Genomic DNA, 16,515 nt, shown 5'->3' on the forward strand with positions numbered 1-16,515 from the left:
CGTTGGTTACACGGACGCGGCCGCCTCAGGTAAGACCGGCTCGGGCATTCGGGGGTTCCCGGCCGACAGCGCATACCAGTCGACCTTGCGCGTGGCGAGCATCAGCACCGTCAGCATGCCGAATGTCAGCAGGGCGCCGAGCAGCAGCGCATTGCTTTCCGATGCCAGCAGGCCGTAGAGCGCGCCATAGAGTACCGCGACATAGGCCCCGAAGCCCGCGCCGCGTGTCCAGCTTTGCAAGACCGCGCTGAAATAGATGCCCAGCAGCAGCACGCTCGCGCCGGCCGCGCTGGCATAGGCCAGCCAGAAGGCCAGCTTCTCGGACAGGGCCAGCAGCAGCAGGAAGAACAGCGCGATCGAGAGGCCGACCAGGCCGTACTGCACCGGGTGCATGCGCTGCCTGCGGAACAGCTCGAACATGAAGGCCGCCATGATCACCAGGCCGATGAAGAGCGCGCCGTACTTGCCGGCGCGCGTGCTCATCGAATACACGTTGACCGGCTGCGCGAGCGACACGTCGAAGGTCTGCAGGGGGCCGAGGTTGCGCTGCGCATGGCTGGTTGCAGCCACGGCCGCCGCCGTTGCGGCACTGGCGGCATCGCCGCGGCCCGGCAGCCCGGCGCGCACCTGCTCGCGCGCCGAGGTCACGAGCGAAGACACGCGCCAGTGCGCATCGAAGCCCTGCGGCGTCACTTCGCGCTGGGTGGCGAGAAAACGGCCGCCGAAACTCGGATGCGCCCAGGGCGACTTCAGATGGGCGGTGGTCTCCTCGGCAATCGGCACCATCGAGAGCGTGTCCTGCCCGACCAGGCCGAGCTTCATCTCGAAGGACAACGGTGCCTTCGCCTCCCATGCAGCGAGCGCGGCGCCGGTGAGCGGTGCGTGGATGCCGTCGGCCAGCAGGGCGTCATCCGCCAGGCCGGGCACGCGCTGCCTGAAACGCAAGGCCTCGCCGTTCATCGCGATCGAAGGCGAACCGTCGAGCCCGCGCAGGTCGCTCGCGCCGAAGACGGCGAACGGTGCCTTGAACTCGATGCGCGAATCGGTTTCGCTGTGCGCCACCGACTTGGGATCGAAGGCCGAAAAGCCGCCGCCGAGCGTGGCGCTGAGCGTATAGAACGGGATCCTGAAGATGCCCCGGTAGCGCTCGTGCGGTGCCATCGAACCTTCGATGTGCAGCTTGTCGGGAAACACCACATGGGTCATTTCCTTGCTGCGCGCCTCCTGGCCGATCACCTGGCCCTGCGCATTGCGCAGCGGCTCCATCCAGCGCTCCACATAGGGCACCAGCAGCAGCGGACCCACCACGGTCTGCGGGCCCGCATAGGTGGCCGCGAGCTCCGCGGCCGCCTCGCGCTGGCTGCTGCCGCGCTCGCGGTTGATCGCATTGATCTCGGCCAGCGGAATGCACAGCAGGAGCGTGAGCATCAGCAGTCCGGCCACCTTGACCAGCATCGAACCCTGCAGGGCCTTCAGCAACTGGAACATGTTTTTTTCTCCTCGTCGGTTGTCGAAGCCGCGATGCTCGCTGCGCCATCCGAAGCGCGTGTGAAGCGCAGCCGCCGGCGGACTTCACACAGGCTTCATACAACGCCGCATCCACGCGCCGGACTTCAAGGAGCCTTCCAATTTCCTTCTCGCGCGGTGCCGACAGTTGCGGCTGTGCAAGTTCGCACGGACACCAACACCCACACCGCCATGGATGCCCACACCTCCACCCGTCCCGGCCGCTGGCTCTGGCTCGCCACCGTGAGCCTGGCCACGGCGGGCTTCGTCGCGCTCAGCCTCAACCCCGTGCATGCCCAGGAAGCACCGGGCCCGCGGCTGAAGACCGAGAGCCCGTACTTCTTCGTGAAGAGCGACGATCCCGCGGTCGACCGCCTGCCGCTCAAGGCCACCGAGGTGGCGGTGAAGATCTCGGGCGTCATTGCCGACGTGACCGTCACGCAGACCTACCGCAACGAAGGCCAGCGCGCCATCGAGGCCAAGTACGTGTTCCCCGGCTCGACCAAGGCGGCCGTGAGCGGCCTCAACGTGCGCCTGGCCGACCGGCTGATCACCGCGCAGATCCGCGAGAAGCAGCAGGCGCAGATCGAATACGACAGCGCCAAGAAGGAAGGCAAGACCGCCGCGCTGCTCGAGCAGCACCTGCCCAACGTGTTCCAGATGAACGTCGCCAACATCCTGCCGGGCGACGACGTGAAGGTGGAGCTGCGCTATACCGAACTGCTGGTGCCTCAGTCCGGCAACTACGCGTTCGTCTTTCCCACCGTGGTGGGCCCGCGCTACAACAGCCCGCAGTCGGAGAACGCCCAGGCCAAGTGGGTGGCGCAGCCCACGCTGCGCGCGGACGTGGCGCCGGACACCAGCTTCAGGCTCAAGGCCAGCATCGACACGCCCATGGGGCTGAAGGAGGTGCGCTCCTCGTCCCACACCATCGAGGTGAAGAAGAGCGATGAAGACCGGCACGCCGACATCGTGCTCGCGGCCGATGGCCGGCCCGCGGACAACCGCGACTTCGTGCTGGACTACCGCCTTGCGGGCGAAAGGATCGAATCGGGCCTGATGCTCTACAAGGGCCAGAACACCGACGGCAGCGCCGAGAACTTCTTCCTCGCGATGGTCGAGCCGCCCAAGGCCGTGGCCGCCAGCGCGATCTCGCCGCGCGACTACATCTTCGTGGTCGACATCTCGGGGTCGATGCACGGCTTTCCGCTCGACACCGCCAAGACGGTGCTCGAACGCCTGATTGGCGGCCTCAGGCCCAGCGACACCTTCAACGTGCTACTGTTCTCGGGCAGCAACAAGATGCTCTCGCCCCGGTCGGTGCCGGCCACGCGCGCCAACATCGAGCAGGCGCTGGCCACCATCCAGAACTACGGCGGCAGCGGCAGCACCGAGCTGATTCCCGCGCTCAAGCGCGTCTACGCCGAGCCGAAGGAGGAGAAGGTCTCGCGCACCGTGGTGCTGGTGACGGACGGCTACGTGAGCGTGGAGCGCGAGGCTTTCGAGCTGGTGCGCAAGAACCTTTCGAAGGCCAATGTGTTCGCCTTCGGCATCGGTTCGTCGGTCAACCGCAGCCTGATGGAAGGCATTGCGCGCGCCGGCATGGGCGAGCCCTTCATCATCACCGACCCGATCCAGGCGCCCGAGCAGGCCGCGCGCTTCCGCCGCATGGTGGAGTCGCCGGTGCTCACCAATGTGAAGGTGACTTTCGGCGGGCTCGACGTGTACGACGTGGAACCGCAGGCGCTGCCCGACGTGCTGGGCGAGCGCCCGGTGATCGTGTTCGGCAAGTGGCGCGCGGACGCGGAAGGCAAGGCCAAGGGCCGCGTGATCGTCGAAGGCCAGGGCGCCAACGGCCCGTACCGCCAGGAACTGCGCATCGACCCGCAGCTGCGCCAGGACACGGCCGCGCTGCGCACGCTGTGGGCGCGCCACCGCATCCAGAGCCTGAGCGACCAGGAAACGCTCGAAGGCGGCAGCGCGTTCAAGGAGCGCATCACCGAGCTCGGCCTGAAGTACAGCCTGCTGACCCAGTACACCAGCTTCATCGCCGTCGACAAGGTGGTGCGCAACCCCGCGCCGCAGAACAGCGTGGGCGTGAACCAGCCGCTGCCATTGCCGCAGGGCGTGAGCGAACTCGCACTCGGCGCCGAGGTGCCGAGCACGCCGGAACCCGAGACGCTGGGCGCGATTGCCGTGGTGCTGTCGATGCTCGCGATGCTGCGCCGCCGCGCGCGCCGCAACGATCCGCGCCGCTTCACGGCCTGAGCCAGGGGAAAAGAAAAAATGTCATTGGCCGCACTCGCCCATCGCCATCCGCGCATCGTGGATTGGGGCATCCACGTCGACCGCGCACCGGCTGCCGGCTGGCTCGCACTGCAATTCGCCGCGCTCGCGCCGACCTGGGCCTGGATGGCCCGGCGGCTGCGCGACGGTTCCGACGATCCGCTGGGCCTGCTGGCGCTGGCTGCCCTGGCCGCGCTGGCCTGGCATTGCCGGCGCGAATTGCGCGCTGCGCCGCAGCTGGGCTGGCTGGCACTGGCAGGCGCCGGCACCGTGCTGGCGACCGCGCTGCGCACGGGGCTCGGCGCCCTGCCCGCGCTGCCGCCGCTCGCCACGGGCCTGGTGGCCGTGCTGGCACTGGCCTGCGGCCTGCTGGCCTTCCTGCCGCGGCGCGTGGCCGCGCTGCCGGTGGCCGGCCTGGCGGTGCTCGCGCTGCCGCTGCTGTCGTCGCTGCAGTTCTATGCGGGCTATCCGCTGCGCGTGGTCACGGCCGAGGCGAGCCGCTGGCTGCTGGCACCGGGCTTCAGCGTGGCGCGCGAGGGAAGCAGCCTGGTGGTCGATGGCCGGCTGGTGATCGTCGACGCGCCGTGCTCGGGCGTGCAGATGGTGTGGCTCGGCTACTTCACGGCCTGCGCGGTGGCGCTCTGGGCCCGCCGCAGCGACCGCGGCTTCCTGCGCCGGCTGCCGATGGTCGGCCTCATGGTGCTGGGCGGCAACATCCTGCGCAACAGCATGCTGATCGCGTTCGAAGGCGCGGGCCACCCGCTCGCGCCCTGGGCGCACAACCTGCTCGGGCTGTTGATTCTGGCCGCGGTGTGCGGCGGCATCGCCCGCCTGATGGTGCCGGTGCGCACCGAGCCCGCGTTCGCCGACCGGCCGATCCCGGGCCTGATCACCACGCAAGGAGGCCGCCATGTCGACACGGTTCTTTGAAGTCCTGTTTGCCAACCATTTCATCAACCGCATCGGCCACAAGACCGCCTTTGCGCTCCTGATGCTGCTGTGCATGCTGTGGTCGACCGCGGCGGCGCTGCGTGCGCCGCCCGAACCCTCGATGGCCATGGCCTCGCACGAATGGCCGAGCCAGTGGGACGGCGTTCCACTGCGGCCGTTGGCGCTCGGCGACGTCGAGCAGCGCTTTGCCGACCGCTTTCCGGGTGCCATCGGCCGCATGACCGACGGCACGCAGACCATCGTGATGCGCGCGGTGAACGCCCCCACGCGCATGCTGCATCCGGCGGCCGACTGCTACCGCGCGCTGGGTTTTCGCATCGAACAGGCGCGGCTCGAGCGCGATGCGCAGGAGCGGCTGTGGCGCTGTTTTGTTGCGCAACGGCACAGTGCGCAAAAGATCCGTGTCTGTGAGCGCATCGTCGATGCCGAAGGCACGGCTTTCACCGACACTTCAGCCTGGTACTGGGCGGCGGCCAGTGGACGCTCGAGCGGTCCGTGGCAAGCTGTGACGGTGGCGAGGCCGATGTGATGAGAGTTTTGTGAAACAGTTTCTGCGATTCGTGATCTACGGGCTGCTGGCCCTTGTCGTGACAACCTGCGTTGCTATCTTCCTGATAGTAAAACTGGTGCTTGCACCGGCCGCGGGGGAGTGGAGCACCACGGTCGAGGCCGGCCCGCTGCGCTTTGCGGTGGGCGTGCCCACGGCGGTGCGCCTGGCCACGTCGTCCTGGTTCGCGCCGCGGCTGGACGGGCATTCATTCGACAGTCGCTTCGGCACCCTGCACTTCGCCTGGAAGGACGCGGCGGGCGTGCTCGAAGTGCGCTGCTCGCCCTGCAGCGCCGAGGTTGCCGCGCTCGGCACGCAGCCGATCGTGTTCGAGGGCCTGGTCGCCACCGTGAAGCGCGAAGGCAACACGCTGGCCGGCACCATCGAGGCCACGCCGCGCAGCGCCGAGGCCGCCGCCGTGCTCCAGGGCCAGTGGCAAGGACAGCTGGTGCCCAAGGGCAAGGGCCTGCAGCTCAGCGTCGACATCAAGGACGCGCCCATTGCCCGCTGGTATGCCGTGCTCGCGCCCAGCCTGCCCGAGCTGCAGCGCGCGCGCATCGGCGGCACGCTGGCGCTGCGCGGGCAGGTCATGCTGCCCGAGGCCACGTTTGCGGTGCAGCCCACCGTGAGCCAGTTCACCGTCGAGGGGCTGGGCACCGAAGCCATGCTCGGCGCGCGCACCAGCTGCGGCGCGCCGTCGAAGCTGGCCAACGACAGCTGGCTGGCGCGCGCCGTCATCGCGGCCGAAGACCAGCGCTTCTTCACCCACGCCGGCTACGACCTGACGGAGATCGTCGCGTCGATCGACAACAACCAGAAGGAAGGCCAGCCCAAGCGCGGCGGCAGCACGCTCACGCAGCAGCTCGCCAAGATGCTGGTGACCGGCAGCGACCGCACCGCGGAACGCAAGCTGCGCGAGCTACTCTACGCGGTCGAGATGGAACAAACTCTGGGCAAGGCGCGCATCCTGCAGCTCTACCTGGACAACGCGCCGTGGGGCGGCAACCTGTGCGGCGCCGAAGCCGCCGCCCGGCGCTATTTCAAGCGGTCCGCGCGCAGCCTGGAGCCCGCGCAGGCGGTCTGGCTCGCGTCCATGCTGCACAAGCCGCAGGCGGTGCTCGAGCAATGGCGGCGCGACGGGCAGATCGACCCGGACCGCACCAAGTGGGTCGCCGAGAGCGTGCGCGGCATCAGCCGCAACCAGCGCGAGTCGCTGCTCAAGAGCGTGGCGGCTGCCAGATTCACCGCACCGGAGGCCTCTCCATGAACGAGGTCGAGGCCATCGAGCGCGCCACCGTGGCCGCCGTGTCGCCGCTGGTCGTCGAAGAGCTCGACGGCTGGCTGCTGCCCTTCGACGACGGCACCGTCAAGCGCGCGAGGTCGGCCGTGCCGCTGCATCGCGAGCCGGTCGCCGGCCGCACGATCGACCGCATCGAGGACCGCTACGACCGCCGGCACTTCGTGCCCGCCTTCCGCCTGGCCGATGTGCCCTCCTTCGTGGCGCTGCAGTCGGAGCTGGAGCAGCGGCACTACGTCGGCGACTCGCCGACCTGCGTGCAGGTCGGCTCCGCACGGCGCATGCGCGAGATGGCCGCGGCCGGCGCCCCGCTGGCCGATGTCGACCTGGCGCCCGACGACGCCTGGGCCACCCTGTTCCTCGGCGAGGGCTTCGATCCGGTGGACGGCGCCCACCGCGTGCGTGCGCTCTCGCGCGCCCAGGGCTCGCTCTATGCCAGCGTGCGCGAGGGCCGCCGGACCGTGGCGGCCGGCGCCATGGCCTTCGGCCACGGATGGGCCAGCGTGCACGGCATGCGGACCGAGCAGTCGCAGCGCGGCCGGGGCCTGGCCGGGCGCGTGCTGGCAGCCCTTGCGCAGGCGGCGCTCGCGCGCGGCTTCGAGCAGGTGTTCCTGCAGGTCGACGCGCACAACCTGCCGGCCCATGCGCTCTACCGGCGCGCCGGTTTCTCGACCCGGTGGCAGTACCGCTACTGGCAGCGCCAGCAGTGGCCGCGCTGAAGACGGGCAATTCCTACCGGGTGGCGCGGTCGGGCCGTTAGTGCCACCATGGCTGCATGACGAATGCAAACCACCACGCCAACCACCCGACCGATCCCGTGGCCACGCCGCGCGGCATCGACCACATCGTGGCCGGTGTTTCCACCAGCGATGGCGACGGCGTCAAGCTCACCCGCGTGCTGCAGCAGCCGCTGCAGAAAAGGCTCGACCCCTACCTGATGCTCGACGCCTTCGGCAGCGACAACCCGGGCGACTACATCGGCGGCTTTCCGAGCCATCCGCACCGCGGCTTCGAAACCGTGACCTACATGATCGCGGGCCGCATGCGGCACCGCGACAGCGCCGGCCACGAAGGGCTGCTGCAGAACGGCGGCGTGCAATGGATGACGGCCGGCCGCGGCCTCGTCCACAGCGAACTGCCCGAGCAGGAGGACGGCCTCATGGAAGGCTTCCAGCTCTGGCTCAACCTGCCGGCCAAGGACAAGATGCGCGAGCCCTGGTATCGCGACATCCAGAGCGAGGAGATTCCGGAATACACCACCGCCGCGGGCGTGCACGTGCGCGTGATCGCGGGTGCGAGCCACGGCATCGAGGGCGCGGTGCGGCGCGAGCACACCGAGCCGCTCTACCTCGACATCACGCTGCCGCCCGGCGCCGAGTTCGCCCAGCCCCTGCCCGACGACCACAACGCGCTCGTCTATGCGTTCCGCGAGTCGGTGTGGATCGCGGGCAGCGAGGTGCCCACGCGCCGCATGGCCATTCTGGCGAACGATCCCGGCAGCGATGGCGTGGTGCTGCGCGCCGGCGCCACCAACCACAGCCCGGCGCGCGCATTGCTGATTGCCGGCAAGCCGCTGCACGAGCCGATCGCGCAGTACGGCCCCTTCGTGATGAACACGCAGGAGCAGCTGAAGGAGGCCGTGCAGGACTTCCAGAGCGGCAAGTTCGGGGCCTGATGTAGTCGCAGGCCTACCGAAAATCGGCATCGCCCGCAGGTCACGGGCGCACGCATGGGGCATAGATTGGCCGCCATGCCGCATCGCACGACCAAAGCCCCCGAGGTCCGCAAGGGCCAGGCGCCCGAAACACTGAAGCGCGACCAGTTCCACGAGCGCTTCATGCAGCCCTTCCAGGACCCCGCCTTCCGGTCCGAAAAGGAGGCGCTGCGGCGCATCGAGCTCATCGCATGGGAGGCCTACGAACAGGGCCGCAAGTCGCCCGTCACGCGCAAGGCCGGTCCGGGCCATGCCGACCCCGACTACGAACTTTCGGTCGACTGGCTCGAAGCCAGGGCGCGCATCGACGCCGCGCAGGCCGCCTGGGGCAGCCCGCAGACGCGCTCGCGCGTGCTGCTCGTCAACGGCTCGCCGCGCAACGACGGCACCTGCCCGGGGGAGATCTCCAAGAGCTGGCGGCTGCTGCAGCTCGCGCGCGAGGTGCTCGATGGCTGCGGCATCGAGGTCGACGTGCTCGACCTGAGCCTGCTCGCCTCCGACTACGGGCGCCACATCCATCCCTGCAAGGGCTGCGTGTCCACCGCCATGCCGCTGTGCCACTGGCCCTGCAGCTGCTATCCCAACCATGCGTTGCGCCAGACCGGCGACTGGATGAACGAGATCTACGAGCGCTGGGTGGCCGCGCACGGCGTGATCCTGTTCACGCCCACGCACTGGTACCAGTCCGCCAGCCCGCTCAAGCTCATGACCGACCGGCTGGTGTGCGCCGACGGCGGCAACCCCGACCCCACCAGCACCCACGGCAAGAAGCCCGACGAAGCCAAGGCCCTCGAACTCCAGGGCTGGGGCTATCCCAAGCACCTGGCGGGGCGGGTCTACGGCCTGGTGGTGCACGGCGACGTGGCCGGCGCCGAGAGCGTGCGGCGCAACCTGTCGGACTGGCTCGACTGGATGGGCCTCATCGACGCGGGTGCGCAGGCCCGGCTCGACCGCTACATCGGCTACTACGAGCCCTACGCCACCAGCCACGACAGCCTCGATGCCGACGAAGGCGTGCAGGAGGAAGTGCGCAACGTGGCCCGTGCCGTGGCACTGGCCGTGGGCGAACTGCGCGCGGGCAAGCTGCAGGCGCCCGACCGCGGGCTGAAGCCGCCGCGGCTCAAATGAGGCATGCCGCGCCGCCGGAAGCCGCGCGCCCGTTCATGATTCTTTACGCAGGCTCACTTGCGGCTCACCTGGCCGATACAGAGGTCTTCCACACTTCGTCTCACCTGCTGCCCTTTGGCGGCGGGCTTCTTCGAAAGGAAGCACTTCTCATGATCTCTCTTCGCCAACGCATCGTCTGGGCCAGCCTTCTGGGCTCGGCCGCCCTCGCCTCTTCGGGCGCTTTCGCACAACAGGCCCCGGTGGCACCCGGCACTTCGCCCTCCACGCCCACGGCCGCCGTTGCGCAGGCCGAGGGCGGCGCGGCACCCAAGGCGCAGCACAAGCGCATGGACCCGGCCCAGCGTATGGAGCGCATGCAGGAGCACCGCACCAAGCGGCTTGCCGCGCTGAAGGAAAAGCTCAAGCTGAATGCCGGACAGGAAAGCGCGTGGACCACCTTCGCAGCGGCCAGCCAGCCGCCGGCCCGCACGCAGCGCATGGACCGCGCGGAATTCGCCAAGCTCACCACGCCCGAGCGCCTGGAGCGCATGCAGGCCCGCCAGGCCGAGCGCAGCGCCAGGTTCGCCAAGCGCGCCGAAGCCACCAAGGCCTTCTATGCCGCGCTGACGCCCGAGCAGCAGAAGACCTTCGACGCGGAGACGGTGCATGTCGGCATGCATGGCCACCGCGGCCACCACGGCCACGGCGGCGCTGACGGGCAACCTTCGGCAACACCCGCCAAGAGCTGACCCGCCGCCGGGGCGCCGGAACCGGCGCCCACGCATGAAAAAGCCCGCGATGCCTTGAGCACCGCGGGCTTTCTTTCTTCGTACATGGACGGCTATTGGGGCGTGCCGGTCCTTTCGGACGGATTGGTGGGCACGTCCGGCCGCTCGCCGGGCTGGCCGAACCGGGGCTTGGTCTTGCGAGCCATCTGGCTCACTTCGGCGCGCGACATTTCGCCGGTGGGTTGCGGCATCGCGTTCGGCTGCGCATTCACGGTGGTGCTGGCCTCGCCCTTGGGCACCGGGTTGTTGGCGTTGTTGCGGTTGTGGGCGCGCGCCTCGGCCTTCACGGCTTCGCGCGACACCGGCATGCTGGCGTCGGGGCGCTGCGGCGGGTTGGGCACGCCGGAGGGCGTCTGCGTGCTGGCCTGGCCGCTCACGGCGGGGTCCGGCTGCGCAGGTATCGACGTGGCTTGCGCCATGGCGGCACCGGCCGCGGCCATCAGGCCGGCCAGCGCCGTGGCGTGAAGGATTGCGTGCTTCATGGTGCGTTCCTTTGAAAAATGATGATGAAGAGGACCGCCGGCTCGTTTTTGCTGCGGCCTGAAAACCACCGTAGGAGGCCCGCCATGCGGCCCGTGTCGGGGTGTGGCAGGCACGCCTGTAGGAGCCGGCCGTCGCCTCGCGAAAGGCGGCAAAGAAGGTGGCGCGTTCCTACAGGCGCGCCGGGCGCGGCAACGTACAACCACAACACCGATGTCTTCCTCACCGATTCCACTTGCCGCCGCGGCGCCGACTTCGCTCAAGGTCATGACGGTGAACACCCACAAGGGCTTCACCGCGCTCAACCGCAAGTTCATCCTGCCGGAGCTGCGCGACGCGGTGCGCACGGTGGGAGCCGACGTGGTGTTTCTGCAGGAAGTGCTCGGCACCCATTCGCGCCACTCGCGCAAGGTCAACAACTGGCCCGAGGCGCCGCACTACGAATTCCTGGCCGACACCATGTGGCCGCAGTTCGCCTATGGCCGCAACGCCGTGTACCCGAGGGGCCATCACGGCAACGCGGTGCTGTCCAAGTTTCCGATCGTGCATTTCCGCAACCATGACGTGTCGGTGGCCGGGCCCGAAAAGCGCGGCCTGCTCCATTGCGTGCTGCGCCTGCCGGGCCGCACGGTCGACGTCCACGCGATCTGCGCACATCTCGGCCTGGCCGAGGCGCACCGGCAGCAGCAGCTCGAACTGCTGCTGCACATCGTGCGCGACGAGGTGCCGGCCGACGCGCCGCTGATCGTCGCGGGCGACTTCAACGACTGGCGCGGCCGCGCCCACCAGGTGCTGGAGGAAGGCGCCGCGCTGCGCGAGGTCTTCGTGCATGCGAACGGCTCGGCCGCCAAGACCTTTCCGGCGCGCTTTCCGCTGCTGCCTCTGGACCGCATCTATGTTCGCAACGCGGGCGTGCATGCGCCCGTGGTGCTGCCGCGCAAGCCCTGGTCGCACCTGTCGGACCATGCGCCGCTGGTGGCGAACATCGATCTTTGAAGCGGACACGAGCCATGACCTGCGGTGAACGCCATGGATAACGTCGGCCAATGGGTGGGCGGCAACCGCATCGCGCTGCTCGAGAACGGCGAGGAGTTCTTCCCGCGCGTGTTCGATGCCATTCGCGGGGCGCAGCGCGAAGTCATCATCGAGACCTTCATCCTGTTCGAGGACAAGGTCGGCTTGGCGCTGCATGCCGCCATGCGCTCGGCGGCCCAGCGCGGCGTGAAGATCGATCTGCTGGTCGACGGCTTCGGCTCGCCGGATCTCTCGCGCGAATTCATCTCGCAGCTGAGCGCCGTGGGCGTGCGGGTGCGGGTGTTCGATCCGGGGCAACCCGTCCTCGGCAAGCGGCTCAACGTGTTTCGGCGGATGCACCGCAAGATCGTGGTGGTCGATGGAGAACTCGCGTTCGTGGGCGGCATCAACTATTCGGCCGACCACCTGCTGGACTACGGGCCCAAGGCCAAGCAGGACTACGCGGTGGAGCTGCGCGGACCCGTCGTGGCGCAGATCCACCAGTTCGTGCTGCGCGCCATCGCGCTCGGCGACAAGGGGCCGCGCTGGTTCCGCCGCCGGCTCAAGCAGGCGCCGCCCGTCGACCGCGAGTCCGTCGGCGATGTGGAGGCGGTGCTCATCACGCGCGACAACCGCCGCCACACCAGCGACATCGAACGCGAGTACCTGGCCGCGATCCGCGCCGCACGCAAGCGCATCGTGATTGCCAACGCGTATTTCTTTCCCGGCTACAGGCTCATCAAGGAGCTGCGCCGCGCTGCCCGGCGCGGCGTGGACGTGCGGCTCATCCTGCAAGGCGAGCCCGACATGCCGATCGTCAAGACGGCCGCCACCATGCTCTACCACCACCTGCTGCATGCGGGCGTGCGCATCTACGAATACTGCGACCGCCCGCTGCACGCCAAGGTCGCGCTGATGGACGACGAATGGACCACGGTCGGCTCGAGCAATCTCGATCCGCTGAGCCTGTCGCTCAACCTGGAGGCCAACGTGTTTGCGCGCGGCAGGGCCTTCAACCAGCTGCTGTGGGAACGCATGGACAAGCTCATGCGCGAGAGCTGCCAGCAGATCGGCGAGGCCGACCTGGAGAGCGGATGGAGCGGCTGGCGGCTGGTGCGCAGCTTCTTCATCTTCCACTTCCTGCGCTGGTATCCGTCGTGGCTCGGCTGGCTGCCGCGGCAGGTGCCGCGCCTCACCCCGGCCGAGACCATCGAGCTTGCCGAGAAGCGCGAAAAGCGCGAAGGCGCCGGCGACAACGGGGCCACGCCGACGGAAGCGGCATGAGCATCTCCACTGCGAAGCCCGCGCACCGGCCCTGGTGGCCCTGGCTGCGGCGCATCGCGGTCTGGGCCTTCTTCGGCCTGATCGCCTGGCTGCTCGTGAGCCAGGCGCGTGCCATCGACTGGCAGGAGGTGTTCGACGCCATGCGCGCGCTGCCCGCGGCCACGCTGTGGCTGGCCGGCGCGCTGGCCGCCGGCAGCTTTGCCACCTACAGCACCTACGACCTGCTGGGCCGCCATCTCACGCGCCACCCGCTCGGCGCCCGCACCGTCATGGGCGTGACCTTCATCAGCTATGCCTTCAACCTGAACCTCGGTTCACTGGTGGGCGGCGTGGCGTTCCGCTACCGGCTCTATTCGCGGCTGGGCCTTCCCAACGGCACCATCACGCGCGTGCTCGGCTTCAGCATGCTGACCAACTGGCTCGGCTACCTGGTGGTGGCGGGAGTGGCCTTCTGCTTCTGGCCGCTGGTGCTGCCGGCCGAATGGAAGGTCGGCAACGGCGGGCTGCGCATCCTGGGCGCGGTGCTGCTGCTGCTGGCCGCGGGCTACTTCGTGCTGTGCGCCCTGGCCAGCGGGCATGTGTTCCGGCTGCGCCACTATCCCTTCAAGGTGCCGTCCCTTCGGATGGCCTGGCTCCAGCTGGCCCTGTCGTGCCTGAACTGGGCGCTGATCGGCAGCGTGATCTGGGTCCTGCTGCAGGGCGCGGTGGCCTACCACACGGTGCTCGCGGTGCTGCTGGTGGCCGCGGTGGCCGGCGTGGTCACGCACGTGCCGGCGGGCCTGGGCGTGCTGGAGGCGGTGTTCCTTGCGCTGCTCTCGCATGAGGTGGCGCAGGGCCGGCTGCTGGGCGTGCTGCTGGTCTACCGCGGGCTTTACTACCTGTTGCCGCTCGGCGTGGCCACGGTGGCGTACTTCGTCACCGAGCTGCGTGCGCGGCGCTGGCGGCATGCCGCGACGTTGAAGCGCTAGAAGTGATAGGTGTAGCGCAGCCGCACAAAGTTTTCGCCCGGGTTGGGCTTCTTGATGCCGGCATTCGAAAAATGCTGCAGCCGCAATGTGAGTTCGTGCCTGCCGTTCTCGCCGAAGCTGCGTCCCACGCCCAGCACTTCGGTGAACTGGAACGCGGTGCTGAAGCTGCGGTCGGGCGTCCGGTAGAGGTGGTCCATCACCGTGCCGCCCACGCCACCTTCGGCAAACCACGGCGAACCGCCGCTGTCGAAGCGGTAGCGCCAGGTGTAGATCGCGCCGATCTGCGTGTAGTTGCGCGAACCGCCGCCCAGGGCCGGCGCATGCCAATGGCTCGCGAACAGATCCCAGTAAGAAGTGAGCGCCCCTTCATGCACCGGCTGGCGCGGCGACCACGGCAGCGTGACGCCCACCGTGGCCGACTCGGTGCCGCCCTGGTCGCCATGCGGCGCATGGCCGCCCTCGAAGTAGTAGCCGCGCGCGCTGTCTTCGAACGCATGAGCCGGTGCGCCCAGCAGGCTCAGGACGCCTGCGAACACGGCGGCCCCGAGGGACGCGGACCTGTGTGTTTTCATGATGTGGTTGTTAACTGCAAATAATGAAAGAAAAGAAAAGAAATAATTACTTTCCGCTGCAGTCCGCGCCTGGGCCCGAGGCTATTGCCATGTCGGAAAGTAGGACTTGTTCAACAGAATTGCGGAATCGGTTTTGTTGCGGTGCAGCAATTGCCGCGCCTCGCGTCTATAGTGGGGCTCGTCCGTCCTCATAGATCGCGCCCCATGCCATCCCTCACCTCCGTCGCCCGCCTGTCCAACCCGCTGATGCTGTGGGTCGACGTGGCCCTCAAGACCCAGGAGATGCTGCTGTCCTCCGGCTCCGTGATCCAGATGCGCACCGGGCGCATGGCCAAGGCGGGGCTCGCGCCCAGCGCGGCCGATCTCGCGGAGTTCCAGCTCATGGGCGATGAAAAAATTGCCGCCGCAGGCCAGTCCGGGGCCGCCATGGTCCGGCAATGGCACAGCAGCCACGTCTCGCTGGCGAACCGCGCGCTGCAGCAATGGCTCCTGAGTGCAGGGGCCTTTCTGTCGATGGCCGGCAGCGTCACGCCGGCGCAGGCCGCGGAGCGCAGCGACGCCTTCGTGCAGGCCACGGCCCGGGCGGCGGGCACGGCCAGCCGGCTCTCGGGCGCGGCGGTGCGCATCGCGCGCGAAGGACTGAAGCCGATCCACGCCGCCGCCACCTCGAACGCCCGGCGGCTGGCTGCCGAACTGCGCGGCTGAGCGCGCCGGCGCGTCAGCCGCGCGCCATCACCAGCGTCAGCAGCGTGATCTCGGACGGCGCGCCAAAGCGCTTGGGCGGCCCCCAGTAGCCGGTGCCGCGGCTCACGTAGACCCACATGTCGTGCAGCCGGTGCAGGCCGGCGGTGAAGGGCTGCTGCATCGGCACGAACAGGTTCCACGGAAAGAACTGGCCGCCGTGCGTGTGGCCCGACAGCTGCAGCTGGTAGCCGGCCTGGGCCGCCAGCGTCGCGCTGCGCGGCTGGTGCGCGAGCAGCACCCGCGTGTGCACCAGCGGCGGCGCGTCGAACAGCGCCAGGTGCGGATCGCTGGCGTGCGCGGCATCGAAATGGCCGGCGGTGTAGTCGGTCACGCCCGCCAGCACCAGCTGGCTCTCGAACAGCTCTTCGTCGTTCTGGGCGCCCCGCACGTTGCGCGTCTGCAGCACCACGTGCTCGTTGAGCAGCACCTTCAGGCCCAGCCTGCGCAGCTCGTCGATCCATGCGTGCGCGCCGGCGTAGTACTCGTGATTGCCGGTGACCACGAAAGTGCCGTGCTTCGCACGCAGCCCCGCCAGCGGCGCGATGTGCTCGCGCAGCTCGGCCACGCTGCCGTCCACCAGGTCGCCGGTGATCGCGATGGCATCGGCGCCGAGCCGGTTCACCGCATCGACGATGCGCTGGATGTAGGCGCTCCTGATCGTGGGGCCGACGTGGATGTCGCTGAGCTGCGCGATCGTGAAGCCCTCGAGCGCCGCCGGCAGGCCGCGGATCGGAACCTCCACGCGCTTCACGTCCGCGGTGCGGCGGGCATTGAGAAAACCCACCATCGACACCAGCGTGGCCAGCACCAGCACGGCCATTGCGCTCCATGGCAGCACGGCATGCCAGGGCACCGGCGCGCCGAACAGCACGCTCGCCAGCCAGGCGAGCAGCAGGCCCGCGTCGCGCAGCAGCGTCGACACGAACAGCGAGGAGAACCAGCCCATGCTGATGAGCCCCGTCCACTGGAGCAGTTCGCCCACCGAGGCGCCGCGCTCCCTGCCGCGCGAGACAAAGGGCAGCGGGATCGTCAGGGCCGAGATGGCGAGCGCGGCCAGCGCGAGCGGCCAGGCCGGCGTGAGCATGGCCAGCGCGGGCAGCAGCCGCAGCGCAATGTAGACATGCAGGAGCGCGGTGAGCACGCTCAGGGAACGTATCGGCATGGGGGCAATGGGAACGGGCGTGGCCCGGGACACGGCATCTGCAAGGCGCATGCCGCGCATTCAAGGCGGTCTCCGGCTGCTGCCCCGCTATTTTT

The 16,515-nt window shown here is 69.0% G+C and carries 16 protein-coding genes; 12 read left to right on the forward strand and 4 right to left on the reverse strand.

All coding sequences use genetic code 11. The features are described from left to right. Window positions 1-6 precede the first annotated feature (6 nt). The gene (creD, locus tag AC1DSC_RS03875) at window positions 7-1,488 is read right to left on the reverse strand and encodes a cell envelope integrity protein CreD (protein ID WP_436287033.1); all 1,482 of its coding nucleotides are present in this window, start codon (window positions 1,486-1,488) and stop codon (window positions 7-9) included. Window positions 1,489-1,698: 210 nt separating this feature from the next. Here creD and AC1DSC_RS03880 point away from each other — a divergent pair, with 210 nt between their 5' ends. The 8 genes from AC1DSC_RS03880 (at window position 1,699) to AC1DSC_RS03915 (ending at window position 10,157) form a co-directional block, all read left to right on the forward strand. Then, window positions 1,699-3,774 carry a VIT and vWA domain-containing protein gene (locus AC1DSC_RS03880; RefSeq protein WP_436288282.1) on the forward strand — a complete coding sequence of 692 codons (2,076 nt, stop codon included), beginning with the start codon at window positions 1,699-1,701 and terminating at the stop codon, window positions 3,772-3,774. Window positions 3,775-3,792: 18 nt separating this feature from the next. Further along, a complete protein-coding gene (gene xrtQ, locus AC1DSC_RS03885; RefSeq protein WP_012745186.1) occupies window positions 3,793-4,722 on the forward strand; it encodes an exosortase Q in 930 nt (309 codons plus the stop codon). Further along, window positions 4,703-5,272 (forward strand): hypothetical protein, encoded by a 570-nt coding sequence (locus AC1DSC_RS03890; protein WP_012745185.1) that lies wholly within the window; start codon window positions 4,703-4,705, stop codon window positions 5,270-5,272. Before xrtQ ends, AC1DSC_RS03890 begins: the two co-directional genes overlap by 20 nt. 10 nt (window positions 5,273-5,282) lie before the next feature. Beyond that, window positions 5,283-6,557, forward strand: coding sequence for a biosynthetic peptidoglycan transglycosylase (locus AC1DSC_RS03895; RefSeq protein WP_436287032.1), 1,275 nt, complete (start codon window positions 5,283-5,285; stop codon window positions 6,555-6,557). Further along, window positions 6,554-7,306, forward strand: coding sequence for a GNAT family N-acetyltransferase (locus AC1DSC_RS03900; RefSeq protein ID WP_436287031.1), 753 nt, complete (start codon window positions 6,554-6,556; stop codon window positions 7,304-7,306). The genes AC1DSC_RS03895 and AC1DSC_RS03900 overlap by 4 nt, the downstream gene beginning before the upstream one ends. 56 nt (window positions 7,307-7,362) lie before the next feature. Further along, window positions 7,363-8,262: a pirin family protein gene (locus AC1DSC_RS03905; RefSeq protein ID WP_012745182.1), complete on the forward strand. Its 900-nt coding sequence runs from the start codon at window positions 7,363-7,365 to the stop codon at window positions 8,260-8,262. A gap of 75 nt (window positions 8,263-8,337) precedes the next feature. Continuing rightward, window positions 8,338-9,429 carry a flavodoxin family protein gene (locus AC1DSC_RS03910; RefSeq protein ID WP_436287030.1) on the forward strand — a complete coding sequence of 364 codons (1,092 nt, stop codon included), beginning with the start codon at window positions 8,338-8,340 and terminating at the stop codon, window positions 9,427-9,429. A gap of 149 nt (window positions 9,430-9,578) precedes the next feature. Continuing rightward, complete coding sequence (locus AC1DSC_RS03915) at window positions 9,579-10,157, forward strand: Spy/CpxP family protein refolding chaperone (RefSeq protein WP_436287029.1); 579 nt, start codon at window positions 9,579-9,581, stop codon at window positions 10,155-10,157. 92 nt (window positions 10,158-10,249) lie between these two features. Here AC1DSC_RS03915 and AC1DSC_RS03920 read toward each other — a convergent pair whose 3' ends face one another. Further along, the gene (locus tag AC1DSC_RS03920) at window positions 10,250-10,678 is read right to left on the reverse strand and encodes a hypothetical protein (protein WP_012745179.1); all 429 of its coding nucleotides are present in this window, start codon (window positions 10,676-10,678) and stop codon (window positions 10,250-10,252) included. A gap of 211 nt (window positions 10,679-10,889) precedes the next feature. Here AC1DSC_RS03920 and AC1DSC_RS03925 point away from each other — a divergent pair, with 211 nt between their 5' ends. Genes AC1DSC_RS03925 through AC1DSC_RS03935 form a run of 3 tightly spaced genes read left to right on the forward strand, consistent with a single transcriptional unit; the run spans window position 10,890 to window position 13,942 of the window. Further along, window positions 10,890-11,672, forward strand: a complete 783-nt coding sequence (locus AC1DSC_RS03925) for an endonuclease/exonuclease/phosphatase family protein (RefSeq protein WP_018903409.1) — start codon at window positions 10,890-10,892, stop codon at window positions 11,670-11,672. Between the two features lie 33 nt (window positions 11,673-11,705). After that, on the forward strand, window positions 11,706-12,974 hold the full coding sequence (gene clsB / locus AC1DSC_RS03930) for a cardiolipin synthase ClsB (protein WP_436287028.1): 1,269 nt from the start codon (window positions 11,706-11,708) through the stop codon (window positions 12,972-12,974). Beyond that, a complete protein-coding gene (locus tag AC1DSC_RS03935; RefSeq protein WP_062363862.1) occupies window positions 12,971-13,942 on the forward strand; it encodes a lysylphosphatidylglycerol synthase domain-containing protein in 972 nt (323 codons plus the stop codon). Before clsB ends, AC1DSC_RS03935 begins: the two co-directional genes overlap by 4 nt. On the opposite strand, the gene AC1DSC_RS03940 is transcribed toward AC1DSC_RS03935, so the two are convergent. Further along, entirely contained in the window at window positions 13,939-14,514 is a 576-nt protein-coding gene (locus tag AC1DSC_RS03940; protein WP_436287027.1) for an acyloxyacyl hydrolase, read from the reverse strand. The genes AC1DSC_RS03935 and AC1DSC_RS03940 overlap by 4 nt on opposite strands. Before the next feature lie 204 nt (window positions 14,515-14,718). On the opposite strand from AC1DSC_RS03940, the gene AC1DSC_RS03945 reads away from it, so the two are divergent. Next, window positions 14,719-15,219 carry a polyhydroxyalkanoate granule-associated phasin gene (locus tag AC1DSC_RS03945; protein ID WP_369663880.1) on the forward strand — a complete coding sequence of 167 codons (501 nt, stop codon included), beginning with the start codon at window positions 14,719-14,721 and terminating at the stop codon, window positions 15,217-15,219. A gap of 13 nt (window positions 15,220-15,232) precedes the next feature. On the opposite strand, the gene AC1DSC_RS03950 is transcribed toward AC1DSC_RS03945, so the two are convergent. Then, window positions 15,233-16,480, reverse strand: a complete 1,248-nt coding sequence (locus tag AC1DSC_RS03950) for a metallophosphoesterase (protein ID WP_436287026.1) — start codon at window positions 16,478-16,480, stop codon at window positions 15,233-15,235. Between the last annotated feature and the right edge of the window lie 35 nt (window positions 16,481-16,515).

This window comes from Variovorax sp. 01N425, assembly GCF_056399465.1.

Excerpts from the sequence above, each read along its gene's own strand:
- AC1DSC_RS03935 (WP_062363862.1), top strand. The coding sequence starts at position 12,971 with ATGAGCATCTCCACTGCGAAGCCCGCGCACCGGCCCTGGTGGCCCTGG.
- AC1DSC_RS03890 (WP_012745185.1), top strand. The coding sequence starts at position 4,703 with ATGTCGACACGGTTCTTTGAAGTCCTGTTTGCCAACCATTTCATCAAC.
- AC1DSC_RS03905 (WP_012745182.1), top strand. The coding sequence starts at position 7,363 with ATGACGAATGCAAACCACCACGCCAACCACCCGACCGATCCCGTGGCC.
- AC1DSC_RS03880 (WP_436288282.1), top strand. The coding sequence starts at position 1,699 with ATGGATGCCCACACCTCCACCCGTCCCGGCCGCTGGCTCTGGCTCGCC.
- AC1DSC_RS03945 (WP_369663880.1), top strand. The coding sequence starts at position 14,719 with ATGCCATCCCTCACCTCCGTCGCCCGCCTGTCCAACCCGCTGATGCTG.
- AC1DSC_RS03915 (WP_436287029.1), top strand. The coding sequence starts at position 9,579 with ATGATCTCTCTTCGCCAACGCATCGTCTGGGCCAGCCTTCTGGGCTCG.
- AC1DSC_RS03925 (WP_018903409.1), top strand. The coding sequence starts at position 10,890 with ATGTCTTCCTCACCGATTCCACTTGCCGCCGCGGCGCCGACTTCGCTC.
- AC1DSC_RS03940 (WP_436287027.1), bottom strand. The coding sequence starts at position 14,514 with ATGAAAACACACAGGTCCGCGTCCCTCGGGGCCGCCGTGTTCGCAGGC.
- AC1DSC_RS03950 (WP_436287026.1), bottom strand. The coding sequence starts at position 16,480 with ATGCGCGGCATGCGCCTTGCAGATGCCGTGTCCCGGGCCACGCCCGTT.
- creD (WP_436287033.1), bottom strand. The coding sequence starts at position 1,488 with ATGTTCCAGTTGCTGAAGGCCCTGCAGGGTTCGATGCTGGTCAAGGTG.
- AC1DSC_RS03920 (WP_012745179.1), bottom strand. The coding sequence starts at position 10,678 with ATGAAGCACGCAATCCTTCACGCCACGGCGCTGGCCGGCCTGATGGCC.
- AC1DSC_RS03900 (WP_436287031.1), top strand. The coding sequence starts at position 6,554 with ATGAACGAGGTCGAGGCCATCGAGCGCGCCACCGTGGCCGCCGTGTCG.
- AC1DSC_RS03910 (WP_436287030.1), top strand. The coding sequence starts at position 8,338 with ATGCCGCATCGCACGACCAAAGCCCCCGAGGTCCGCAAGGGCCAGGCG.
- clsB (WP_436287028.1), top strand. The coding sequence starts at position 11,706 with ATGGATAACGTCGGCCAATGGGTGGGCGGCAACCGCATCGCGCTGCTC.
- xrtQ (WP_012745186.1), top strand. The coding sequence starts at position 3,793 with ATGTCATTGGCCGCACTCGCCCATCGCCATCCGCGCATCGTGGATTGG.